Here is a 22,461-nt window from a genome sequence, read left to right on the forward strand (position 1 = left end):
CCCGTTGGTGTTCTTCTTTCCTGCTCGTGATTGTCCGGGGGGCTGTGGTGTCAGGTCCGCAGCAGGGGTGCGGGGCGGTTCGCGGCCGCGGCGATCCGGCTGATGGCTTCGAGCAGGGCGGCGATGAGGGGTTGCTCCGGCGCGGCGGCGGGCAGCAGCAGGTGGTTCCGGCGGGCGCGGGTGATGATCTTCCCGGCGGTGGCGAAGAGCCGGTAGCGCCAGCGTTTGATGTCCCAGCCCCGTGCCTTGTGGCCGTCGGGCAGGGCGGTGAGCTGGAGCCAGGAGACCAGGTTCGCGGCCAGGACCGCGAGGTTGGCCCAGGCCTGGTTGGCGACGAAATCGAAGAAGGGGAGCTTTCCGAGCCCGGTGTTCTTTAGGGTTTTGATGCGGTTCTCGGCCCGGCCGCGGGCCCGGTGCCGGGCATCCAGAAAAGGTCCGTGCCAGCGCGGGGCATTCGTCAGGAACGCTGTCACACGGTGACCGTCGATGTCGAGCAGGGTCGGTGTCGCGCCGGGGTGCAGCGGTTCGGCGCGCAGGAAGATCTTCGTCCCGGGCGGGTAGTCCTGGAGCGGGATCACCTGGGTGGCGTTGATGACCCAGGCGTTGTCGCGTTCGACCCCGTCCTGGTCCAGGGCCGGCTGCCAGTATTTCTTGTCGTTGATCCAGTCGATCATGTGGGCCTTGCCGACCGGAACCGGGTACGAGGCGGAGAACTGCACGCCGCGCGAATGCAGGTACCAGAGGAACTTCCGGGACGCGCCGGCGCTGTCGGTGCGGACCAGGATCTTCTCCCCGTCCAGTTCCTCGTCCTCACCGTAGAGGGCGTCGGGCAGGACGGCGATGGCGGCCTCGAAGATGCGGATGTGGTCCTCGGCGTTGTTCGCGGTTGCCCCGCCGTGGCGCAGCAGCACCGCGAGTTCCTCCCCGGTGCCGCTGCCGGCACCATAATCAATGCTGGCGGTGAACGGGGCGAATCCAAACCCGCCCTTGTAGTTTCCGGTGGCTTGTTCCTTTTCCGAGTGCGAGGTCACCAGTGTGGCGTCGAGGTCGATGAGCAGCGGGTCCGCGGCCGTCGCCTTCACCGCGGGGCTGCGGTCCCCTGCGGCTTCCCAGGCCCGGGTCCGCAGTTCCTTGGCCAGGGTCGAAAAGCCGTAATCGAAGACGTCCGGGTTCTTCACGGTGCGTTCGAAGAACCGCGAGACTGTCGCGTTCGAGGGCACCTGGCCGAACACGCCGGGCTGGGAGCGCAGGATGTCCAGGTCGGAGGCATGCTCGCCGCCGGCGGCGAGCATCACCGCCAGCGACCCGAGCAGCCTCCCGGGCCGGTGCGAGGCCATCGCGGGCACGAACTGCCCGAGCCGGTCCTCGCACAGATCCCGGAACCCGAGGGCGTCGATGAATGACGTCAGGATCCGTCCTCCGGCATGGGAGACCAGAGACTGGCCGGTGAAAGTGACCGGGACGGACGGGAAAACCTTGGTAGGCTGGTGCATCGAAAAGGTGCTCCTTCAAGACACGGAAATAACGGCGTAGACACCCCTATTTTCCCTTGTCAGAGCACCTTTTCGTCTCTTAAACACACCCCTCAGCCCAACATTGATGAAAACCCCGGGCTAGTTCTGCCGCGCCCCGTCCCGTCCGCCGAGATGGCACTTCGCGGCAGTGCTTCCCGAAAACATTGCCGTGAAGTGCCATCTCGGCGGCACTTGATCCAGGTTTCCGGGATTCCGGACAGCCCGACGGCGGCGCGGCTGGTTTTCGGGCCCGGGCTGGGGTGAGCTGGGACCATGGATTCTCCCGCGCTCTCCGTCGATATCCCGCCGCAGCCCTGGACCGGGAGGTTCGACGGCGAGGGCGCCGAGCACCGCCGCTGGTGGCAGGCCGTCACCCCCTACGCCCCGCACACGCTCCCGGCCGAGTGCCCGGCCGCGCCCGCAGGGCAACCTGGAGGGCACCGGACCCGTCCGGCGGTCATCCTCGGCTTCGGCAGCGATGAGGGCGTGCACCGCAACAAGGGCCGCGTGGGCGCCGCGGCGGCCCCTGCCGCCATCCGCGCCGCGCTCGGTCCGCTGGCGTTCCATCTGGACCGTGAGGTGCACGACGCCGGCGACGTCACCGTGGACGGCGACGCGCTGGAGGCCGGGCAGGCACGCGCGGGTCTGGCCATCACCAGCCTGCTCGACGCCGGCAGGCTCCCGGTGGTGCTCGGCGGCGGCCACGAGACGGCATTCGCGAGCTACCTGGGCGTGGCCGGCTCCGCCGCAGTCCGCGACGGCCTGCGGGTGGGCGTGCTGAACCTCGACGCCCACTTCGACCTCCGGGACGAACCCGAACCCAGCTCCGGCACCCCGTTCCTGCAGATGGCCCGCGCCGAAGCCGCCGCCGGCCGCGAACTGAAGTACGCCGTCGTCGGGATTTCCGAGCCGAACAACACCCGGGCGCTGTTCCGCACCGCCGGGGAGCTCGGCGTCGACTACCTGCTGGACGAGGACTGCTCGGCGGAGGCGGCCCGCGCTTTTGTGGCTGCCTTCCTGGCGCAGGTGGATGCGCTGTACCTGACCATCGACCTGGACGTGCTGCCGGCGTCGGTGGCCCCCGGCGTCAGCGCGGCGGCCGCCTACGGCGTCCCGCTGCCGGTCATCAGCGCGGTGTGCCGCCAGGTCGCCGCGAGCGGGAAGCTGCTGCACCTGGACGTGGCGGAGCTGAATCCGGCGTTCGACGTCGACGGCCGCACCGCCAGGGTGGCGGCGCGGCTGGTCAATACGCTGCTGCGATGACGGCGGCAGGCACGCCCGCCAGCGGGTCCCCGGCCGGGTTCTGCGCCAGGACGCCGCTCACGAACCGCAGGATCTCCTCCCCGGCCAGCACGCCGGAGGCCGAGGTCACTGTCAGGTTTGCGCGGGCGAAGCCGTCGCTCTCCAGCTCGCCGTGCGCGGGCCGGATCGCCATGTCGGCCAGCTCGAGGAGGCCCGCGTCGAGCCGTGAGTCGCCGGCAGCAACCAGCAGTCCGGCACCGCTGCGGCGCCGGACTTCGGCCACCGCAGCCTCTTTGGTGATCGGGACCGGCACGCAGTACAGCTTGCGGCCCTGCAGGGACGTGGTCCAGCCACGCTCGAGGCACCACGCGCCAAGCTCCTCGAGGTAGGCGTCGGAGAGCTTCTCCCGGTCAACGATCGAGTACACGAAGAAGTCTTCGGCCGTCCGGACCCGCAGGATCGCGGGAACTGCCGCACTGCCGGTGAGGTGGTCCAGCACCTCGCTCAAGGGCGCGCAATGCGCCCCCAGGGACCGCTGGATGTGGCGGGACCAGTCCGGATCCGGCTCCCCGTTGCGCAGCAGCACCGCACCGTTCGTCGTCACGGCATAGCCGCGGCCGAAGCCCGGCAGCCGCACCCGGGCAAACTGGGCCTGCGTCCGCGTGGTGACCGGCACAAAGACACTCCGCGCCGCGATCCCCTCCAGCAACTCCTCTGCCGCCCGGGTCATGAAGGACAGCGGCGCCGCGTCATACACCTCGGCGACCACCATCCTGGGCGCCTGATGGTCCGCGCCGGGGAGTGCCATGGAGTTCGCCGAGTAAATCAGAGTGCGGTCCAGGTCGCTGGCCACCATGACGGGTGCGGTTCCGGTCCCGGCGCTCATACGTCGATCACCATCTTTCCGTCGGCGCCCGTCGCGCCCGGGGTGTGGAGCGGATGGATCAGGCCCACGCAGCTGTACGGCAGTCCCGGCACCTCCAGCACTTCGACGCCGCGCTCTGCCGCCAGGTGCAGCACATGCGTGAGCTCGCCGACCGCGTCGGGATTTACCAGCACCTTCCACGGCACCCGCCGCAGCAGGACCCGGGTGGTCTCGCCGACGCCCGGCTTGACCAGGTTCACGTTGTGGATGCCGAAGTTCCGGCTGATCTCCTCCACCGCGGCCCACCCCGACCAGTCGGCTCCGGGGAGCGCGTCGCTGTGGGCGGGGAAGCTCGCCGCGGCGGCCAGGACGTCATTCCGCACCGCCGGGAACTGTGCCGTCACGGCGTCCAGGAACCGGTTGGAAACATCGCTGCCGGCCAGGTGCGAGTAGAACTTGGCGCCGTGGAAGTCGCCGGGCCTGATCAGGTCCGTGTTGAAGACGGTGCGTGAAACAAGGCCCGAGACCGTGGAGTTCAGGCAGGCGGACGGGATGAGATAGTCCTCGCGTGTGCCGAAAATCCGCACACAGTGTCCGGGATCGGCCAGGACCGCCAGGTCCGGCGGGAACGCCGCGCCGTCGGTCTGCAGGAAGAGCCCGACGGCGTCGGCGAGCTCGCGGGCGATCGCCCCTTTGCCGGTCCAGCCGTCCACAAACATGATCCGGCCGGGGTTGTGCCGCGCGGCGAGGTAGCCGAGAGCGGCCTGGTCGATGCCGAGCCCGCGCACGATGCTGACGGCATAGTGCGGCAGGTCCAGGCCGTGGACGTGCCGGGCCCAGCGCTTCATCAGGATCCCCACGGGCGTGCCGGCGCGGGCCAGCGATACCAGCACGGGGGCGTTGCCGCGCAGCTTCAGGACCTGCTCCGTGAGGCTGCCGACGGCGTGCGCTATCCGCGCCGCCGAGCCGTCCAGCGCCGCTTGGAAGAGGGCCTGGTACTCGGGGGAAGGCTCGAACTCCTGCGGCAACGATTCGGCGTAGCTGGCCTTGCCGGACTGGATCGCGGCTTCGCGTTCGGCCGGCGGCGCCTCCAGCCGGGCGGAGCTCAGGTCCTTGAGCAGCCACTGCACGTCCTCCGGGGCGTAGGAGCCGAAGGCCGGGCCGGCAAGCGGCGCCGGGAACGGCGCCTGCCGGGGAAGCAGCACGAGCCTGACGGCGGCGCCGCTGCCCGCCACGGCCTCCGCGATCCTGCCGGGGGCGGTCAGCCGGGAGGCCGGAGTCCCGGGTTCCGCCATGATCACCACGGTGTCGAACCGTCCGCCGGCGTGCGTGAAGTTGTACGCAAACCTCGGCCCGGGGCCGTCCGGTGCGTCGTCGCCGCCTTCAAAGGCCGCGGCCGAGCGGATGGCATAGCCTGGCTCGTCCAGGGCCGCGATCGGGGACCTGGTGCTGGTGGAATAGCGGACGTCGACGTCGGGGCGGAGATCCTGCAGCCGGGCGGCGGCGGCCAGCGGCAGCGCCATGAATTCCTCGGTGGCGAGCACCAGGAGACGGCTGCCCGGCGCTACCGACGCAACCAGTGAGGCCGCGAGGGCGGCGGCGATACCGGCCGCCTGCCGCGGATCGGGCCGGCCGCCGATGCCGAAGCGGGCGCTCCGGACGGGCGGGACGACGCCGTTGAGGTCCAGCACCCGGATCTGCCCCGCGGCGGGCCGTCCGGTGTCCGGGCGGGAGACGCCGGGTACCGGGATGCCCGGCAGCGGGATGCCCGCGCGGGGGACCTGCGGGACCGGGCTTCCGGCGGCCGGGAAGCGGCGGATCAGGTCCGCGGCGTCCACGGCCAGCGTCCCCGGCAACCGGATGCTGCCGTCCGCCAGGGCCACGGCGCTGATCCTGGCCCCGAGTTCCAGGGCCAGGGCGTCAAGGTTTCCCCGGTCGGCTGCCGAGCGCAGGTCCACCAGGGACGCGATGACATACCGTCGGTGCGGGGCCGTGCGGTGAAGTTCACGGATCGTGTTGACGATCGTGGCACCGGTGCTCAGCTCGTCATCGACCAGGATCACGGTGTCGGCCAGGTCCAGGGCCGCGCGGCTGGTCGGCAGGAGCTGGTGTGAGGTGGCGTGCGAATGCGGCTCTTCGAACGCGCCGTAGGCCGCCACGCCGTCGTCGTCCGCTGCGTGCCGGGTGGAGTGGATGTAGTAGGTGCCCAGCTGCCCGGCCACGAGCTGTCCCAGCCCTGTGGCGGTTTCCGCGTAGCCGATGGTGACGGCGCCGGGAAGCGCTGCCTGCTGCCCTTCGAGCAGTCCGCAGAGCCCGGCGACGGCGGACAGCCTGGCCTCCCGCGTCCCGCTGGCCTTCTCGGGAAACGCGGAATCGCCGTCAGGATCCGACGCAAGCAGTCCCGCGAGCCTCGCCGCGGCCTCGCCGATGACGTCCTCGAACGGGGCGGCCTCCAACGGGGCCTTCGGCGCCGTGCGGGAGCCTGCGCCCTTGGCTGCGTCTCCGGCTGGGTCTCCGGCTGCGCCGTGCAGCTCCTGCCGGACCAGGAGGGCCAGCAGCCGGCCGGCAGCGGTCACGATTCCCGGTTCGGTCGGGACGTGCTTGGCGAGAACCCGCGATACGAGCAGGTGCGCCCGCTTGGGGTTGCGCCGGAGCGCCAGCCCGACCAGGGCCTCCACCGGCAGCACGCCGCCCCCGGGGGCGGTGGCCACCTCGACGCCCAGTTCGTCCCGGACGTACGCCCCGCTCCACACAACGTCCCTCTCTACTGTCCCTGCTGCCCTCATCGCATGCTCGCTTCCAGAAGTTCGACGAAACTCACGCCGGGCCTTGCGACTCCGAACGCCCGGGCGCGCAGCAGCGTGCGCTCCGCCCAGGGCCGGTGCGGCTTCAGCTCGTTCATCTTGTTGCCATACGAGGAGGCCTTCACGCCGCCGCCCGCATCGCCGGCAATGTCCAGGGCATCGAGGTACTCCTCATGGCTGACGACGCACATGGAGTGCACCACCGGCACGTGGCTGGGATGGATCACGGTCTTGCCGAGCAGCCCGTTGGCCAGGTCCAGCTCGATCTCGCGGATGAGTCCGTCCAGGTTCTCCATCAGGATCCGCTGCCGGAGTTCGCCCTCGTTGACGGCTTCAAAGGGGGTGGACCGGAGCTGCGGCCGCAGCACCCGTTCGGTGTTGACGAAGTGCTCCCACACCGGCCCGGAAATCACCCAGCCGCCTTCCGGGCGGCCGAAGATATTCACGACGTCGCCGATGATGTTGGCGACCACCTTGACGTTGTAGATTGTCAGATCGCGGGAGCGCCGCAGCCCGAAGGCACTGGACATGTCCGTGGCACCGATCCGCACGCACAGCACCAGTTCGCGGAACTCGTTGATCAGGGCCAGGTTGTCCGTCAGCACACGGACCCGGGACTGAAGATGGGTCGTGACGGGGTCCTCGATGATCGGCATGGCCCGCAGCGCCTGCACGTCCGGATCCTGCGCACGGCCGGAATCCTCGTTCAACAGCTGCAACGCCTCCATGAAGGCCCGGCCCCGGCCGGTTTCGTTCTCAAACTTGGGAAGGACGAAGCCATAAACCACGCCCAGGGCGGCGCCGGCCCGTCTCCCGACGTCGAGCAGTTGTTCCGGGGTGCGGCACCGGATGAAGATCAGCGGCAGCTCGCCCGGATCGTCGACGGCGTGCAGTTCCGAGAGGGCAGCCAGCAGGTTCTCCTCCGCGGCGGGCACTTCCCCGTCAGGCACGGCGTCTTCAAGGCAAATGACGGTGCTCAGGCATCCGGATCCGGCCTGCTTTAGTATGCCTTGAGCGAGGCCGGCCCTGGTGGCCGGCGTGTAGAGAGTCGCGCCCAGCGCCACCGCCAGCAGTCCCGGATCCGAGGCCCGGTGAAGAACCTCGGGCCGCACATGGAAAAGTCGCTCCTTGACGGACTCGGTCAAGGCTCTGAAATGCTGCATTTTCCCCCAGGTAGTAACTGCGGCGTGGTGCCGGATTAGCGCAGGAGGACCCGTTGGTCCAGCGGAATTGTCATCGTGAACCCGAACAGGGCCCACACTGCTGCGTCGGAGGCATCTGCCGGGACAAACTCGGTGCGCACTTCAAGGATCGCGCCGATCCGGGACAGGTGCAGCACGGTCCGGAATCCGTCGTCGTTCCGGGGGGCAACCGCGGCGGCGCCGCCGTCAAACACCCCGATGGTCAGCGGCTTCTCCGCGGCGATGAACAGCGCGCGGCGGAGCAGCCGGACATGGCGCAGGGACACCACGCCGGACGAGTCCTCGAAACCGACCAGGGGCCGGTTTCCGGGGGTCATGACGGGGGTCCCGGCCTTGTGCCCGTCGGCGTGGTGGGCGCCGGTGGTGAAGTGCGTATCCTCCCAGGCCACCGAGCGGACGCCGGCCACCAGCAGGGAACCGATAGCGGACTGCCTCGCGTTCAGCCGTACCAGGGGGTTCGCCTCGCCCAGTTGCCGGACGTCCCCGAAGGCGGGGGCCGGGAAGACGCGGTCCTGCACCGTCGCCTTGGGGCTCGACGCCGGAGCACGGCGTGGCCCCGAAGCGAGGCCCGCAGACGCTTGAGCCGCGGGGCCGGGCCGGGAACGGCCGGTCTCGAGGGTGAGTCCCGCGGAGCCCGACGGCGCAGGGTTCGACGGCGCGCCGAGTCCGCCGGTCCCCGCTTGCGTCACGGGCGGGTGTTGCCCGGGTTTCCGCCGGCGGCTGAGGTAGCCCAGGTCCGTCCGGATGGCGCGTCGGTCCAGGGGCATGTCAGAGGCTCAACTTGAAGTCGGCGGCGACGGCTGCCAGCCCGGTTTCGTAGCCCTGGCCGAGGGCCCGGAACTTCCATCCGCCGGCGTGCCGGTAGAGCTCCCCGAGAATCATGGCGTTGATCTTGTCCATGTTCATCGGCGGAACGTTGAAGCGGAGCAGCTCCCGGTTCCGGTCATCGGCGACCCGCAGATAGGCGTTCCTGACGGCGGCAAAGGTGCCGGGGCCGCGGACATCGGGGTCGATATAGACGAGCACCGCGATCTTGCTGACGGCCTCCGGAACCCGGGCCAGGTCGACGTCGATCTGTTCCTGGTCTTCGGTTCCGGCGAACGCGACGCTGCCCTCGGGGCTCGCGATCTGGTTGAAGAAGACGAGGTGTTCGTCCGAGACGGCGTGGCCGTCCGGTCCGCACATGATGACCATCGGAACCGGCTCGGATTGCGGACCGCGGCTCGGCACCATGTCCCAGCCGATTCCCAGCAGCACCTTGCCGAGGCCGGGGTTCTCTGCGGTGAGGGCAGCGTTGCTGCCTGCGACCATCGAAGCCACTAGCGTCCTTCCAGGTGAAGACCGTCGATATCAAACTTGTCCCTGAGGAACTGTCCGTGGACGGCCAGTTCCGTAATGGCGCCGGTGCGGACCTGGTTGTCCAGGTTCTGCACGGTGGAATAGAGGGTGTCCAGCTGCTCCAGCAGCACCGCGGTATCCGCCGAATCTTCGCTCCGAGAGCCCGCCGCCAGCATTGAGTAGGCGCGCAGCGGAGCGGGCAGGTAGTCGGTGATGACCGCGTTCAGGAGCACGCGCTGCTCGGTGGACGCCCCCGATTGCCCGATGTAGCGGATCAAGGCACGAAGGACGTCCACGAGCTGCAGCACCTGTGAGAGCACCAGCGTCGGCAGCTCCGCCCCCCTGCCCAGCGCCATTGCCCGGAGTTCCTCAAGAGCCGCCGAGGTGGCGGCCAGCTCGTCCTGGACAGGATCGTGCCGGGGCTGCTGTTCGGCAACAGGCGCAGGAACAGCGTTGTTGCCGAACAGCGAGCCTAAGAATTTTGCGACCATAGCCCGTAAGCCTATTGCTCAGGGCTGGCGGCCGCTAATTCCCCTCCTGCTTGCGGACCCGCTCCAGGTAGGGACGGGCGCGTTCCAGCCCCGATTCAAGGGCGTGGACGGTGCCTTCCATGTTCTTGTTCGCCTGCGAGCGGAAGGTGTCGATCGCGTCCATGGTCTGGAAGACGTTGTCGAAGGCCTTCTGCAGTGTTTCCACGCTGACGCCGGAGCTGGCCGCCTGCTGGTGGATGCGGGCGGTCTGGTCCTTGAGCATCTCGGAAGTCTTCAGGATCATGTTGTTCGTGGTGGTGTTGATGGCATCGATCTGGTCCAGCACCATCTTTTGGTTGGCCAGCGCCTGGGCCACGATCACCGCGGTCCGGAGCGCGGAGATCGTCGTGGTGCGTGCCCGCTCCACGCCCTTGATCAGCTCGGTGTTGTTCTTGCGGATCATGTCGATGGCAAGGTAGCCCTGCACCGAGACGGCCAGTTGCGTCAGGATGTCCTGGTGGCGCTGGCGGATCGGGTACAGCACATCCGAGTCGAGGGTGTTGGCCACGTCGATCTGCCCGGACGTCTTCAGCTCGTCGATCCTGCCGGCCGTTGCCGTGTCCAGGGCCTTCGCGAAGACGGCGTACTCGCTCAGCCCCTGCATGGTCTCCCACAGCTGCGTCTTTTCCTGCGCGAGTGCGGCATTGTCCTTGAGCAGCTCGTCCTGCCCGGACATCAGGGACTTGATGATCTTGTCCAGCTGGGTCTGGGCGGTCTCATACTTCTGGAAGTACTTGGCGAGTTTATTGCCGCCCGGGATGATCCCCAGGATCTTCCGGCCCACGCTCAGGTCGGCGTTGCTGGGGGTGAGGTCTTCAACCGTGGAACGAAGTTCACCGAGCGTGGAGGCAACCTGCACCTGGGCGCTGCTGCCGGACTTCTTCGCGCCGGCCAGCGACGTGGAGGACCGTTCCAGCAGCCGGCTCGAGGTACTGGCGGAGGAGACCAGCTGCTCGCCCGCCAGCCGGTTGATCCCGTCGATTTTGCTCGTGTACTCGGGGCTGTGCGGGTTCATTGCCGAGACTTCGCTGACAAAGGCCCGCGCCTGGGCGTTGATCTCCTGCTGGCGTTCAGCCGGGACCGGAACCATGCCCGGGGCGTCGTCGACCTTGACGATATCCACGGTTTCCGGGGCGTTCAGGACCAGCGGGGTCGACGCCGAGGTGTCCGGCGGGGTGAGTTGCATGCTCATGATTACTTCTCTCTTTCTGTGGTCGCGAGGTCTTAGCCGAGCTGGACGCCGTAGTCAGCGGCGATGCCGGCGAGGCCGGTGGCGTATCCCTGGCCGACGGCCTTGAACTTCCATTCGCCGTTGTGCCGGTACAGCTCCGAGAAGATCATGCAGGTCTCCGGCGCGGCATCCTCGCTGAGGTCGTAGCGGACCACCTCGGTGTCGGTTTCCTGGTTGAGGACGCGGCAGTAGGCCGAGCGCACCTGGCCAAAGTTCTGCCGGCGCTCCTCCGCCTGGTCGATCGAGACGACAAAGACGATCCGCTCGACGTCGGCTGCCACGGCGGAGAGTTCGACGGCGACCACCTCGTCGTCGCCCTCGCCCGCACCCGAACGGTTGTCACCCTTGTGGACCACGGAGCCGTCGGCTGCCGCGGGCTGGTTGTAGAAGATGAAGTCCGCCGAGGAGCGGACCTTTCCGTCGGCTCCGAGCAACAGTGCCGAGGCATCCAGATCGAAAGCGTCGCCCGTTGTTGTGCGCGGATCCCAGCCCAGCCCGACGAGAACCTTGTTCAGTCCCGGATCGGACTTGGTGAGCGAGAGGTTACTGCCTTTGGTCAGGGTCAGGCCGGCCATGGTGATGCTCCTTGTTTCAGTCGGGTGAAGTTGTGGCGGGTGAAGTTGTGGCGGGTGACCCGTACCGGGCCACCCCGCTGCTGGCTCAGTCCAGCACGATGCCGAAGTCCGTGGCCACGCCACGAAGACCGGAGGCGTAGCCCTGGCCCACGGCACGGAACTTCCACTCGCCGTTGTTCCGATAGATCTCCGCGAAGATCATGCACGTTTCCGCGGCCGCGTCCTCGGTGAGGTCGTAGCGGACAATCTCGTTGTCGGTCTCCTGGTTCACCACGCGGCAGAAGGCGTCGCGCACCTGGCCGAAGTTCTGGCGCCGCGCCTCGGCCTGGTCGATGGAGACGACGATGACGACCTTCTCGACGTCGGAGGCCACGGCGTCAAGATCGATCAGGATCTGCTCGTCGTCCCCTTCCCCCTCGCCGGTGCGGTTGTCGCCCTGGTGCACGACGGAACCGTCGGCCGAGGTCAACTGGTTGTAGAAGATGAAGTCGTCGTTCGAGCGGACCTTGCCGTCGGCCCGGACCAGGAGCGCCGAGGCGTCCAGGTCGAACTGCTCCCCCGCTGTTGTCCGGGGGTCCCAGCCGAGGCCGATCATGGCCTTGCGCAGCCCGGGATCGGCCTTTGTCAGGGACAGGTTGCTGCCCTTGCTTAGAGTCAGACTGGACACGTTTACTCCTTCTCAGTCGGCTGTGAAATCTCGGTCCGGTGCTACAGGGCGGAAGCCGCGGCGCCGCGGACGTCGCCCGCGGTGCGGCCGTTGGTCGGAGCGCCGATGGCCTGGAAGCTCCAGGTGCCGCCGCTCCGGGAGAGCTTGGCCATGACCATGGCCGTGTTGCGGCCCGACTCGGTCAGATCGTAGCGGGCCACTTCAGGGCTGCCCGCCACAGAGTCGTCGATGACCCGGCAGAAGGCGTTCTGGACCATATCGAAGGTCTGCTGGCTGTAGCTGGTGATCACGAAGACGATGTGCTGGACTGCCGGCGAAACGCCTGGCAGGTTCACCATCAGGGTCTCGTCGTCGCCGTCGCCGGCGCCCGTGAGGTTGTCGCCGGTGTGACGGACAGACCCGTCCTTGCTGGTGAGCTGGTTGAAGAAGACCGTGTCAAGATGGTTCCGGTCGCCGTCGAACATAAGTGCCGAGGCATCGAGGTCGATCTCCACCGTCTTGGTGCCGCCGAAGAATCCCTTCTTGACCGGGACCGCGGAGTCCCATCCGAGACCCAGCCGGACATTTGTCAGGGCGTCACCGTTCTGCTTGGTCAGCGACAGTGACTGGCCCTTCTGCAAACTCAAACCCATTGCTTTACTCGCTTCTCATCGTGGTGGTTGTGGATCTTGTAGCGTAGTGGATCAGCTGCTGGCATCGGCCGGCTGCAGCGATCCGTCGCGCTCGGCGGCGGCCCGCTTGTTGCGCCGGACCGAACCGGCAAAGGCGGCTCCGATGAACACGACGCCGATCAGGCCGGTCACGATCTCGTTGATGGGAACCACGATCGTGATCAGCAGGATCACGGCCAGGGCGCCGATGGCCCAGTGGGCCCCGTGGTCGAGGTATTCGTATTCGTCCAGGGTGCCCTGCCTGACCAGGAAGACGGTCAGGGAGCGGACGAACATGGCGCCGATGAAGCCCAGTCCGAGGGCAATGATGATCGGGTCCGAGGTGATGGCGAAGGCTCCGATGACGCCGTCGAACGAGAAGGAAGCGTCGATGACCTCCAGGTAGAGGAACATCATGAACGCAGCCTTGCCGGCCAGCTTGGCCGCGCCGGTGGGGCCTGAGCGCGGCGCGATTTCTGCGTCTCCGGCGTCGACGTGGCCTTCTGCATCCACATCGAAGAGGTTCCCGAGGCCGTTGACCAGGAAGTAGGTGATCATGCCCAGGAGCCCGGACAGCAGGACGATGCCCTGCTTGTCGCCCGCCACGGCACCGGCCACGGCCAGCGCGACCATGCCCACGATCAGGGAGGCGCTGTCGAGCTTGCCCAGCCTGGCCAGCGGGATTTCCAGGAACTTGATCCACTTGATCTCACGGTGGGCAAGGATGAAGTCCAGGAAGAGCATCAGGAGGAACATTCCGCCGAAGGCCGCGATCTGCGGGTGGGCCTCGTGCAGCAGGTATCCGTAGGTTCCGGGCGTGTGGGGGTCGCCCTTTTCCAGGGCCAGGCTGACAGCCTCAACCGGGTTCAGCTGGGCCGTGGCTCCCACAATCAGCAACGGGAAGGCGATGCGCATCCCGAAGACAGCGATGATGATGCCCACGCTGAGGAACATCTTTTGCCAGAACGGGTTCATGCGCTCAAGGATCCGCGCGTTGACCACCGCGTTGTCGAAACTCAGGCTGATTTCAAGAATGCCCAGAATGACGCAAAGAATGAGCGCCTGGGGGCCGCCATAAAGAAAAGCCACCACCAAAGCAATGATGGTGACCGCGAACGACCAGCCGAAAGTCTTGAAAAACACGCTTGAACAACTCCTGGAACTACGGGTCCGGCCAGTCAACGACGGCAGGACGGCGAAAAACATCCCGGAAGTTATCCCCCAAGACTTCGTGCCCTCATCCTATCTACCGGGCGCGACGCGATGTCACCCCAACCCCGTATAACGACCGTGACCCGCCCGGAGTTCCGTCCGGGTTGTCATCGCCGGGGGTGAGCCCCGCTGCCGTGTTGTTCAGCCGAAATCCGGAACAACAGCCGGACGCGGAAAGTCCCCGCCCCCGGACCGCGCCGCTGGACGCGGTGATCGGTCCGGGAGACGGGGACTTTCCGTTGCATAACGCTGAATGCGGCTAGCTGCGCCGCACCTCGACGCCGTCGGACTTCAGGAAGAGCTGCGTCTCAGGCGGTGCCGCCGGGACCAGCCAGAGCACGTGGCCGCTCACCGAGACTTCCTCCACCTCACCGGCGGCCAGGACCTGTGCGTGCTTGAGGATTTCGACCCGATCGCCGGCCTTCAGGCTTCTCCAGTCGGAAACCGTGGCGGCGGATGCCTGGCGTCTGGACAGAACCGTCTCGCGTGCTTTCATTGAACTTTTACCCCTTTGTATGTGTTCTTTGCCACAACTTCGTTGGTGTGGACTTCCATTTTTACTACAGTTTCCGGGCCCCCGGCGTGCGTGTCGCCAACTATTTCGGGGGCGCCGGAAATTGTTCACCTGTGCCGCATTTTGTTTCTTCTCAGGCGAGATTTCCGACGGCGGATTCGGCCGCCGCCCGGACCGCACCGGAGGCGACGAGCCGGTCCGCGGCTTCCAGCTCCGGTGAAAGGAACCTGTCGGCCCCCGGACCGTCGACGACGCCGCGCAGCGCCGCGATCACTGCGGTGCCCGCCGGCCCCGGTGTGAGATCTCCGCCGGAGAGCTGCGTGCGGATGTCCAGGGCCCGCGCCGAGGTCACCAGCTCGATGGCCAGGACACGGCGCAGGTTCTCCACGGCGCGGCGGAGTTTGCGGGCAGCGTGCCAGCCCATCGACACGTGGTCCTCCTGCATCGCCGAGCTCGGGATCGAGTCCACCGACGCCGGGACGGCCAGCCGCTTGTTGTCCGAGACCAGCCCGGCCTGCGTGTACTGCGCGATCATCAGGCCGGAATCCACGCCCGGATCCGCCGCCAGGAAGGCCGGCAGGCCGTGCGAGCGTGCCGGGTCCAGCATCCTGTCGGTCCGGCGCTCGGCGATGGAGCTCAGGTCCGCCACGGCGATGGCCAGGAAGTCGAGCACGTAGGCCACCGGGGCGCCGTGGAAGTTGCCGTTGGAGCTGACCCGGCCGTCGGGCAGGACCACCGGGTTGTCGATCGCGGCGGCGAGCTCGCGGGAGGCGACGAGGGCGGCGTGGTCCACGGTGTCGCGGACGGCGCCGGCCACCTGGGGTGCGCAGCGCAGCGAGTAGGCGTCCTGGACCTTGGTGTCGTTGATCCGGTGCGAGGCCACGATCGGGGAGTCGGACAGGACCCGCAGCATGTTGTCGGCGGAGGCGGCCTGGCCCGGGTGCGGGCGGAGCGCGGCGTGAAGCTCGGGCAGGAACACCTGGTCGGTGCCGAGCAGCGCCTCGACGCTCAGCGCGGCGGTGATGTCCGCCGTCGTGAGCAGCTGGCGGATGTCCGCGATCGCCATCAGCAGCATGCCGAGCATGCCCTCGGTGCCGTTGACGAGCGCCAGGCCCTCTTTTTCGGCGAGCGTGACCGGTTCGATGCCGTGTGCGGCGAGGAGTTCGGCGACCGGGCGGCCGTCCTTGGTGCCATACAGTTCCCCGTCCGGGCCGGCGGCTTCGCCTTCGCCCATCATCACGAGGGCGCAGTGGGACAGCGGCGCGAGGTCACCGGAGCAGCCGAGCGAGCCGAATTCGCGGACCACCGGGGTGATGCCGGCGTTGAGGATGTCCACCATGGTCTGCAGCACCACGGGGCGGACGCCGGTGCGCCCGGAGGCGAGGGTCTTGGCGCGCAGGAACATGATGCCGCGGACCACCTCGCGTTCCACGGCAGGCCCCATGCCGGCGGCGTGGCTGCGGATCAGGGACTTCTGCAGCTGGGTGCGCAGCTCGTTGGGGATGTGCCGGTTGGCCAGCGCGCCGAAGCCGGTGGAGATGCCGTAGGCCGGGACCTCGCTGTGGGCGAGGCCGTCGATGTGGGCGCGGACCTTGGCGACGGCGTCGAGGGCGTCCTGGGAGATGGTCACCTTGGCGTCGTGGCGGGCGACAGCGACGACGTCCTCGGGGGTGACACCGCTGGAGCCGAGGGTGACGGTGAGCGGTTCGTGGGTTGGTGCGTTGGCTGTGATGGTCATGATTCCTACTTCATTCTCATCGATTGCTCCGTAAGTGCCCTTTTGGTGGCTCAAAACGGCAGTTACGGAGCAATCGATGTGGGGTTGGGGCGCCGGTGGGGACTTGCGAGGTTAGGGGGCCTGTGGGGACATCGGGATGCGGACGCCGCGTTCTTTGGCGACCTCGACGGCGCGGGGGTAGCCGGCGTCGGCGTGGCGGATGACGCCCATGCCGGGGTCGTTGGTGAGGAGCCGTTCGAGTTTCTGGGCGGCGAGGTCGGTGCCGTCGGCGACGGAGACCTGGCCGGCGTGGATGGAGCGGCCGATGCCCACGCCGCCGCCGTGGTGGATGGAGACCCAGGTGGCGCCGGAGGCGGTGTTGAGCAGGGCGTTGAGCAGCGGCCAGTCGGCGATCGCGTCGGAGCCGTCGGCCATGGCCTCGGTCTCGCGGTACGGGGAGGCGACGGAGCCGGAGTCGAGGTGGTCGCGGCCGATCACGATGGGGGCCTTGACCTTGCCCTCCTTCACGAGCCGGTTGAACAGCAGCCCTGCCTTGGCACGGTCGCCGTAGCCCAGCCAGCAGATCCGGGCCGGCAGGCCCTCGAACTCCACCCGTTCCTGCGCGGCGTCGATCCAGCGGTGCAGGTGCTTGTTCTCCGGGAACAGCTCCTTGATGGCCGCATCGGTGACGGCGATGTCCTCCGGGTCGCCGGAGAGCGCCACCCAGCGGAACGGGCCCAGGCCCTCGCAGAACAGCGGGCGGATGTAGGCCGGGACGAAGCCGGGGAATTCGAAGGCGCGGGTGTAGCCGCCCTTGCGGGCCTCGTCGCGGATGGAGTTGCCGTAGTCGAACACCTCGGCGCCGGCGTCCTGGAACTCCACCATGGCCTGGACGTGCCGGGCCATCGAGGCCTGGGCCTTCTTGGTGAAGCCTTCCGGGTCCGCGGCGGCCTCGGCGTGCCATTCGGCCACGCTGATGCCTTCGGGCAGGTAGGACAGCGGGTCGTGGGCGGAGGTCTGGTCCGTGACGATGTCGACCGTGAGCTCGCCGGCGTTGTGGCGGCGCAGGATCTCGGGGAAGACCTCGGCGGCGTTGCCGACGTAGCCCACGGACCAGCCGCGGCGTTCTTCCTTGGCTTTGAGGACCTTGGCGATCGCGGCGTCGAGGTCCGTTTCCACCTCGTCGAGGTAGCGCTTGCCGGCGCGGCGGCGCAGGTGGGACTCGTCGACGTCGACGATCAGGCAGGCGCCGTCGTTCAGGGTGACGGCGAGCGGCTGGGCGCCCCCCATGCCGCCGCAGCCGCCGGTGAGGGTCAGGGTGCCGGCGAGGGTGCCGTCCGGGTCCCCGGTGAGTTTGCGGGCGATCGCGGCGAAGGTCTCGAAGGTGCCCTGCAGGATGCCCTGGGTGCCGATGTAGATCCAGGACCCGGCGGTCATCTGGCCGTACATCATCAGGCCCTCGGCCTCGAGCCGGCGGAATTCGGGCCAGGTGGCCCAGTCGCCGACGAGGTTGGAGTTGGCCAGGAGCACCCGCGGCGCCCATTCGTTGGTGCGGAAGACGCCCACCGGCTTGCCGGACTGGACCAGCAGGGTCTCGTCGTTTTCCATGGTCTCGAGGGTGCGGGTGATGGCGTCGAACGCGGCCCAGGACCGGACGGCCCGGCCGGTGCCGCCGTAGACCACGAGGTCATCGGGGCGTTCGGCGACCTCGGGGTCCAGGTTGTTCATCAGCATGCGCAGCGGCGCTTCCGTCTGCCAGCTCTTCGCCGTGAGCGTGGTGCCGCGGGCTGCTTTGACCGGGCGGGCACCGGTGGTGAAATCGGCGGGTGCCATGAGGGGCTCCTATCTAGGTGTTCCGGGAGGTTCTGTATCAACTAAAGCCTGTCCGCAGCCGCGGAAACAGTGCCTGCGGGCGGGTGCTGTCCGGTATTCCAGACCCAATGCCCAGACCCAACTAGCTCGCAGCAGTTGTCGTTTTGAGGCCCCAGAACGACAACTGCTGCGAGTCAGTTGGGCTGGCGGGTGAGGGCACTGGTGGGCGGGGTCAGTGCGCGGGGCGGCCGTGGATCCGGACCGAGAGCTCGTCCGCGACCTTCTGGATCCGCGCCGCCAGCGCGGGCCACTGCTCCGGGGGCAGCTTGTCCTCCAGGAACGTCACGGCGACGGCCGCCGTCGGCCATCCCACGTGGTCGGTGACGGCGGCCGCGATCGAGCCGAAGCCGGGCGTCACCTCGCCGTGTTCGGTGGCGTAGCCGCGCTGGCGGACCTGGTCCAGGTGCGAGGACAGCGCGGAGTACTTCATGATGGGTGATTCGGTCTCGTGCCGGGCAGTGAAGGCAGCGGCGTTCGGGTACAGCGCGCGGACCTGGGATTTGGGCAGCGCGGCGAGGATGGCGCGCCCGCTGGCGGTCAGGTGGCTGGGCAGCCGGACCCCGACGTCGGTCACCAGCGACGGGCGGTTCTTGGCCCGCTCCTCGACGATGTAGAGCACGTCGCGGCCGTGCAGCACGGCCAGGTGCGCACTTTCGCCGACCACGTCCACGAGCGAGGCGAGCATCGGCCGGCCCAGCCGGGAGAGGGGTTCCTGCCGGGAATAGGCGGAGCTCAGCTCGAAGGCGCTGATCCCCAGGCCGTACCGCTGCTCCTCGTGCAGGTGCAGCACGAAGCCGTTCTCCTCCATCACGCCGAGCAGGTGGTAGACGCTGGAGCGCGGGAGTCCCAGCGCGGTGGCAATGTTCGACGCCGCCATCGGCCCCCGCCGGGAGGCCAGCAGTTTGAGGATGCGCAGCGTGTTCTCTGCCGCGGGGACCTTGGAGGCCGCCTTCGGGGCAGCTGTTTTGGGCGCCGCTGTGGTCACGGCTCCGGTGCCGGTGCCGACGGCGGCTGCGGCGGCGGCGGCTGCTGCGGCTGCGGTGTTCAGGGCGGTGGTGCTGGTCGCTGGCATGGGTCCTCTTCGAAGGCTTGCGGTGTCCGGTATCCCGTACTCAAGCATGCGCCGGTTCGCGGGATTCGGACAGGCACGGGTGGGGCCGACTGTCCGGGATCCCGGACATTTCCGGCGGATGTCCGGGTGCCCGCCAAAGGATGCACCGGCCGCATCACCCGGGAGCGAAGATCCGGACACCATGGTCAGGCGGCACCGTAGTCAGGCGTCCGGCAGGACGGCTACCATCTGGACCATGAAGCAGACGTGGGAGCCAGGGCAGGAGGGCGTCATGATTCTGCCCTCCGGCCGGCTCATCCGCGGCCGCGCCCTGCATCTGCCTCTTCCCGCGGGACCGCCGCCTGAATTCGGCGTGTACCTGCTGGGCGAGAGCCCGCCGCCGGTGGAGTGGGAAGCGCGCTGGGTGCACTGGCCGGATCTGCGGCTGCCGGTGGACGAACCGGATGCCCTGGCCGCCTTTGCCGAAGCGTGGCGCCGCGCCGAAAGCGAGCGGGTTGAGATCGCCTGCTGGCGTGGGCGCGGCCGGACGGGCACGGCGCTGGCCTGCATCGCCATCCTGGACGGGGTCCCGCCCGAACAGGCCGTCTCCTTCGTGCGCCGGCACTACCACCGGCGGACGGTGGAGACGCCCTGGCAGCGGCGGTACGTCGCCCGGTTCCGGCCGCCGGCCGCGTGACGCACGCCGGCGGCCGGCCGCTCAGATCGTCACCACGACCTTTCCCCGGGCCCTGCCCTCGTGCACATACTCGATGGCCGCCGGGGCCTCGGCGAGCGTGACAGTTTTGTCGATGACGGGCCTGATCCTGCCGTCCTCGATGAGCGTCGTCAGGAATTCAAGGTCCACCTGCCGCTCCACCGACGCCAGGCCGCGGAGTTTCTGGCCGACGAAGAGGGACAGCGCCGCAGCCCGGAGGACACGGTCCAGGCCGCCGGCCCACCGCCCGCCTGCTTCCCCGCCGACGACGACGAGGGTCCCCTTGGGTGCCAGCGCGCGCCGGAGGACCGACAGCGGACGGTTGCCGGCGATGTCGAGAATGAGATCGTAGCGTTTCCCGGCTGCCGCGAAGTCCTCCCGGGTGTAGTCGATGACGTGGTCCGCGCCGATCGAGGAGACCAGCTCCACCTTGGCGGTGCTGCACACGCCGGTCACGTGCGCCCCGAACGCCTTGGCCAGCTGCACGGCGTAGGTGCCCACGCCGCCGGCCGCCCCGATGACCAGGACTTCCTGTCCGGGCTGGACCTGCCCGCTGTCCCGCAGGCCCTGGAGGGCTGTGCCCGCCGAGATGGGGACGGCGGCGGCCTGCTCAAAGCTGAGGTTTCTTGGTTTCCGCGCCAGCAGTTTCTCCTTGGCGCACACATATTCGGCAAACGATCCTTCGCAGGTACCGAACACCTCATCGCCGGGCCGGAATCCGGCGACGTTCCTTCCGACTGCCTCCACCTGCCCGGCGACGGCCCGGCCCCGGATCCCGTCCTTCGGCTTCCTCAGCCCGTAGCCGATGATCCGGGCCAGGTACGGCAGTCCCGCCATGAGGTGCCAGACGCCCTGGTCGACGCCGGCAGCGCGGACGCGGACGAGCACCTCGTCCTCGCCTGCCACCGGCTTGTCGACGTCGCGGAGTTCCAATACATCCGCGGAGCCGTACACGTCCTGGATGATCGCTTTCATGGTGGTTCTCCTTCATGGCCGGCGTGCCCATGGCGTGCTGGACACGCCGTCGGGCGGAAACCTGACATCCCAAGCTAAGGAAACCTGACCCGGAGTCAATAGCGTCCGGCTTCCCGGGCCTGCGCCGAACAGGCTGAGATCAGACCCGGCACAGTCTGAGATCGAAGACACCAACCCGCCATGAGCCTCCTCACAGCCTCGCCAAAGATGGTCTGCTGGATGGCGATCCCCCTCCCAATGACGAGAAGGTATTCGCATGCAACAAGCCCAAACCGCCACCAAGCCCACGCCCGCCGGCACCGATGGAACACCCGCCGGCGCCGCCGGAAAAACCGTCAGCGCCGCCGTCGAAACGGTGCTCAGCCGGGGACTCAACGTCCGGCATATCCGCTTTATGGCCCTGGGGTCGGCGATCGGAACCGGGCTGTTCTACGGCTCGGCGTCCGCCATCCAGAAAGCCGGGCCGGGCGTGCTGTTCGCCTACATGATCGGCGGCGCGGCGGTGTTCATGGTGATGCGCGCCCTGGGGGAAATGGCGGTGCGGCACCCGGTCTCCGGCTCGTTCGGCCAGTACGCGAGCCGCTACCTCGGACCGCTGGCCGGCTTTGTGACCGGCTGGACCTACGTCTTCGAGATGGCGATCGTGGCCATCGCGGACGTCACCGCCTTCAGTATCTACATGGGATTCTGGTTCCCCGAGGTGGAGCGCTGGATCTGGGTGCTGGCCATCATCTTCTTCCTGGCCGCCCTGAACCTGCTGAGCGTGAAGGTCTTCGGCGAGCTGGAGTTCTGGTTCTCGCTGATCAAGGTGGCGGCCATCATCGCCATGATCGCGGGCGGCGCGGCCATCATCGTCTTCGGCTTCCAGGCCGGCGGCGCCACCGTGGCGCCCGGCCTGGGCAATCTGGTGGACCACGGCGGGATGTTCCCCAATGGCTTCGAAGGGCTCCTTGCGTCCTTCGCCGTCGTGATGTTCGCGTTCGGCGGGATCGAAACCTTGGGCATCACCGCCGGCGAGGCCGCCGACCCCAAGACCGTCATCCCGAAGGCCGTCAACACCGTCCCCGTGCGGGTGCTGCTGTTCTACGTGCTGACCCTCGGCGTGCTGATGAGCCTGTTCCCGTGGAACGAGATCGGCACCAACGGCAGCCCGTTCGTGCAGATCTTCAGCGGCCTGGGCATCCCTGCCGCCCCGCACATCCTCAATGCCGTGGTGATCACCGCCGCCCTCTCCGCCATCAATAGCGACATCTTCGGCGCGGGCCGGATCCTCTTCGGCCTGGCCCGGCAGGGTCACGCCCCCGCGAGCTTCGGCAAGGTATCCCGCCATGGCGTGCCGTGGATGACGGTGGTGATGATGACGGTCATCCTGCTGGTGGGCGTGGTCCTGAACGCCGTCATCCCCGAGGATGTGTTCCTGCTGATCGCCTCGATCGCGACCTTCGCCACGGTGTGGGTCTGGGTGATGATCCTGGCCTCCCACGTGGCCATGAAACGCGAGATCGCCCGCAAGGGCCTGCCGGCGTCGGAGTTCCCGTCGCCGTGGTGGCCCGCCGCCTCCGTGCTGACCATCGTGTTCATGGCCCTGGTGATCGGCGTCCTGGGCGCCTTCGAGGACACCCGGGTGGCCCTCTACGTTGGTGCCGTCTGGCTCGGCCTGCTGGTGCTCGCGTACCGGCTCTGGGTCCGCGGCCACGGCCGGGCCCGGGCGGAACTGGCGGACGAAACGTCGCAGCTCCCGCAGGTTCCCGCGGCCGGCACCGCAGGATAGCCCGGCGCCGCCCGGC

General features: G+C 68.3%; 20 protein-coding genes. 3 read left to right on the top strand and 17 right to left on the bottom strand.

The window, feature by feature from the left end; translation table 11 throughout:
- Window positions 1-50: 50 nt before the first annotated feature.
- A complete protein-coding gene (locus tag ACQCSZ_RS18655; protein WP_427005159.1) occupies window positions 51-1,493 on the bottom strand; it encodes an IS1380 family transposase in 1,443 nt (480 codons plus the stop codon).
- A 294-nt stretch (window positions 1,494-1,787) separates the two neighbouring features.
- On the opposite strand from ACQCSZ_RS18655, the gene hutG reads away from it, so the two are divergent.
- Complete coding sequence (gene hutG, locus ACQCSZ_RS18660) at window positions 1,788-2,777, top strand: formimidoylglutamase (protein ID WP_427005160.1); 990 nt, start codon at window positions 1,788-1,790, stop codon at window positions 2,775-2,777.
- On the opposite strand, the gene ACQCSZ_RS18665 is transcribed toward hutG, so the two are convergent.
- The 15 genes from ACQCSZ_RS18665 to ACQCSZ_RS18735 form a co-directional block, all read right to left on the bottom strand.
- Complete coding sequence (locus ACQCSZ_RS18665) at window positions 2,758-3,642, bottom strand: HAD family hydrolase (protein ID WP_427005161.1); 885 nt, start codon at window positions 3,640-3,642, stop codon at window positions 2,758-2,760. The genes hutG and ACQCSZ_RS18665 overlap by 20 nt on opposite strands.
- On the bottom strand, window positions 3,639-6,407 hold the full coding sequence (locus ACQCSZ_RS18670; protein ID WP_427005162.1) for a phosphoribosyltransferase domain-containing protein: 2,769 nt from the start codon (window positions 6,405-6,407) through the stop codon (window positions 3,639-3,641). The genes ACQCSZ_RS18665 and ACQCSZ_RS18670 overlap by 4 nt, the downstream gene beginning before the upstream one ends.
- Entirely contained in the window at window positions 6,404-7,588 is a 1,185-nt protein-coding gene (locus ACQCSZ_RS18675; protein WP_427005163.1) for an HpcH/HpaI aldolase/citrate lyase family protein, read from the bottom strand. The genes ACQCSZ_RS18670 and ACQCSZ_RS18675 overlap by 4 nt, the downstream gene beginning before the upstream one ends.
- Window positions 7,589-7,623: 35 nt before the next feature.
- Window positions 7,624-8,394, bottom strand: coding sequence for a hypothetical protein (locus ACQCSZ_RS18680; protein ID WP_427005164.1), 771 nt, complete (start codon window positions 8,392-8,394; stop codon window positions 7,624-7,626).
- Window position 8,395: 1 nt separating this feature from the next.
- Window positions 8,396-8,938: a TerD family protein gene (locus ACQCSZ_RS18685; RefSeq protein WP_427008388.1), complete on the bottom strand. Its 543-nt coding sequence runs from the start codon at window positions 8,936-8,938 to the stop codon at window positions 8,396-8,398.
- A gap of 8 nt (window positions 8,939-8,946) precedes the next feature.
- A complete protein-coding gene (locus tag ACQCSZ_RS18690; protein ID WP_427005165.1) occupies window positions 8,947-9,456 on the bottom strand; it encodes a hypothetical protein in 510 nt (169 codons plus the stop codon).
- A gap of 34 nt (window positions 9,457-9,490) precedes the next feature.
- Window positions 9,491-10,687 (bottom strand): toxic anion resistance protein, encoded by a 1,197-nt coding sequence (locus tag ACQCSZ_RS18695; RefSeq protein WP_427005166.1) that lies wholly within the window; start codon window positions 10,685-10,687, stop codon window positions 9,491-9,493.
- A 32-nt stretch (window positions 10,688-10,719) separates the two neighbouring features.
- On the bottom strand, window positions 10,720-11,301 hold the full coding sequence (locus ACQCSZ_RS18700; RefSeq protein WP_427005167.1) for a TerD family protein: 582 nt from the start codon (window positions 11,299-11,301) through the stop codon (window positions 10,720-10,722).
- Window positions 11,302-11,386: 85 nt separating this feature from the next.
- Window positions 11,387-11,968, bottom strand: a complete 582-nt coding sequence (locus tag ACQCSZ_RS18705; RefSeq protein ID WP_427005168.1) for a TerD family protein — start codon at window positions 11,966-11,968, stop codon at window positions 11,387-11,389.
- A gap of 41 nt (window positions 11,969-12,009) precedes the next feature.
- Window positions 12,010-12,600 (bottom strand): TerD family protein, encoded by a 591-nt coding sequence (locus ACQCSZ_RS18710; protein WP_427005169.1) that lies wholly within the window; start codon window positions 12,598-12,600, stop codon window positions 12,010-12,012.
- A gap of 51 nt (window positions 12,601-12,651) precedes the next feature.
- Entirely contained in the window at window positions 12,652-13,761 is a 1,110-nt protein-coding gene (locus ACQCSZ_RS18715; RefSeq protein WP_427005170.1) for a DUF475 domain-containing protein, read from the bottom strand.
- A 328-nt stretch (window positions 13,762-14,089) separates the two neighbouring features.
- The gene (locus ACQCSZ_RS18720; protein WP_211881464.1) at window positions 14,090-14,326 is read right to left on the bottom strand and encodes a hypothetical protein; all 237 of its coding nucleotides are present in this window, start codon (window positions 14,324-14,326) and stop codon (window positions 14,090-14,092) included.
- 151 nt (window positions 14,327-14,477) lie between these two features.
- The gene (gene hutH, locus ACQCSZ_RS18725; RefSeq protein WP_427005171.1) at window positions 14,478-16,082 is read right to left on the bottom strand and encodes a histidine ammonia-lyase; all 1,605 of its coding nucleotides are present in this window, start codon (window positions 16,080-16,082) and stop codon (window positions 14,478-14,480) included.
- Window positions 16,083-16,193: 111 nt separating this feature from the next.
- On the bottom strand, window positions 16,194-17,894 hold the full coding sequence (locus ACQCSZ_RS18730) for a urocanate hydratase (RefSeq protein ID WP_427005172.1): 1,701 nt from the start codon (window positions 17,892-17,894) through the stop codon (window positions 16,194-16,196).
- A gap of 211 nt (window positions 17,895-18,105) precedes the next feature.
- On the bottom strand, window positions 18,106-19,005 hold the full coding sequence (locus tag ACQCSZ_RS18735) for an IclR family transcriptional regulator (RefSeq protein ID WP_427005173.1): 900 nt from the start codon (window positions 19,003-19,005) through the stop codon (window positions 18,106-18,108).
- A gap of 235 nt (window positions 19,006-19,240) precedes the next feature.
- Here ACQCSZ_RS18735 and ACQCSZ_RS18740 point away from each other — a divergent pair, with 235 nt between their 5' ends.
- A complete protein-coding gene (locus ACQCSZ_RS18740) occupies window positions 19,241-19,681 on the top strand; it encodes a protein-tyrosine phosphatase family protein (protein WP_427005174.1) in 441 nt (146 codons plus the stop codon).
- 21 nt (window positions 19,682-19,702) lie between these two features.
- On the opposite strand, the gene ACQCSZ_RS18745 is transcribed toward ACQCSZ_RS18740, so the two are convergent.
- Window positions 19,703-20,674, bottom strand: coding sequence for an NAD(P)-dependent alcohol dehydrogenase (locus ACQCSZ_RS18745; protein ID WP_427005175.1), 972 nt, complete (start codon window positions 20,672-20,674; stop codon window positions 19,703-19,705).
- Window positions 20,675-20,930: 256 nt separating this feature from the next.
- On the opposite strand from ACQCSZ_RS18745, the gene ACQCSZ_RS18750 reads away from it, so the two are divergent.
- Window positions 20,931-22,445, top strand: coding sequence for an amino acid permease (locus ACQCSZ_RS18750; protein WP_427005176.1), 1,515 nt, complete (start codon window positions 20,931-20,933; stop codon window positions 22,443-22,445).
- Window positions 22,446-22,461: the final 16 nt, after the last annotated feature.

The organism is Pseudarthrobacter sp. H2, from assembly GCF_050157045.1.
Taxonomy (GTDB): Bacteria; Actinomycetota; Actinomycetes; order Actinomycetales; family Micrococcaceae; genus Arthrobacter.

What these genes read in the sequence shown, in the direction of transcription:
- ACQCSZ_RS18680 (WP_427005164.1), bottom strand. Translation starts at nt 8,394, where the DNA reads ATGCCCCTGGACCGACGCGCCATCCGGACGGACCTGGGCTACCTCAGC.
- ACQCSZ_RS18695 (WP_427005166.1), bottom strand. Translation starts at nt 10,687, where the DNA reads ATGAGCATGCAACTCACCCCGCCGGACACCTCGGCGTCGACCCCGCTG.
- ACQCSZ_RS18675 (WP_427005163.1), bottom strand. Translation starts at nt 7,588, where the DNA reads ATGCAGCATTTCAGAGCCTTGACCGAGTCCGTCAAGGAGCGACTTTTC.
- ACQCSZ_RS18745 (WP_427005175.1), bottom strand. Translation starts at nt 20,674, where the DNA reads ATGAAAGCGATCATCCAGGACGTGTACGGCTCCGCGGATGTATTGGAA.
- ACQCSZ_RS18665 (WP_427005161.1), bottom strand. Translation starts at nt 3,642, where the DNA reads ATGAGCGCCGGGACCGGAACCGCACCCGTCATGGTGGCCAGCGACCTG.
- ACQCSZ_RS18750 (WP_427005176.1), top strand. Translation starts at nt 20,931, where the DNA reads ATGCAACAAGCCCAAACCGCCACCAAGCCCACGCCCGCCGGCACCGAT.
- ACQCSZ_RS18710 (WP_427005169.1), bottom strand. Translation starts at nt 12,600, where the DNA reads ATGGGTTTGAGTTTGCAGAAGGGCCAGTCACTGTCGCTGACCAAGCAG.
- ACQCSZ_RS18700 (WP_427005167.1), bottom strand. Translation starts at nt 11,301, where the DNA reads ATGGCCGGCCTGACCCTGACCAAAGGCAGTAACCTCTCGCTCACCAAG.
- ACQCSZ_RS18730 (WP_427005172.1), bottom strand. Translation starts at nt 17,894, where the DNA reads ATGGCACCCGCCGATTTCACCACCGGTGCCCGCCCGGTCAAAGCAGCC.
- ACQCSZ_RS18655 (WP_427005159.1), bottom strand. Translation starts at nt 1,493, where the DNA reads ATGCACCAGCCTACCAAGGTTTTCCCGTCCGTCCCGGTCACTTTCACC.
- hutH (WP_427005171.1), bottom strand. Translation starts at nt 16,082, where the DNA reads ATGACCATCACAGCCAACGCACCAACCCACGAACCGCTCACCGTCACC.
- ACQCSZ_RS18670 (WP_427005162.1), bottom strand. Translation starts at nt 6,407, where the DNA reads ATGAGGGCAGCAGGGACAGTAGAGAGGGACGTTGTGTGGAGCGGGGCG.
- hutG (WP_427005160.1), top strand. Translation starts at nt 1,788, where the DNA reads ATGGATTCTCCCGCGCTCTCCGTCGATATCCCGCCGCAGCCCTGGACC.
- ACQCSZ_RS18685 (WP_427008388.1), bottom strand. Translation starts at nt 8,938, where the DNA reads ATGGTCGCAGGCAGCAACGCTGCCCTCACCGCAGAGAACCCCGGCCTC.
- ACQCSZ_RS18735 (WP_427005173.1), bottom strand. Translation starts at nt 19,005, where the DNA reads ATGCCAGCGACCAGCACCACCGCCCTGAACACCGCAGCCGCAGCAGCC.
- ACQCSZ_RS18740 (WP_427005174.1), top strand. Translation starts at nt 19,241, where the DNA reads ATGAAGCAGACGTGGGAGCCAGGGCAGGAGGGCGTCATGATTCTGCCC.
- ACQCSZ_RS18690 (WP_427005165.1), bottom strand. Translation starts at nt 9,456, where the DNA reads ATGGTCGCAAAATTCTTAGGCTCGCTGTTCGGCAACAACGCTGTTCCT.
- ACQCSZ_RS18720 (WP_211881464.1), bottom strand. Translation starts at nt 14,326, where the DNA reads ATGAAAGCACGCGAGACGGTTCTGTCCAGACGCCAGGCATCCGCCGCC.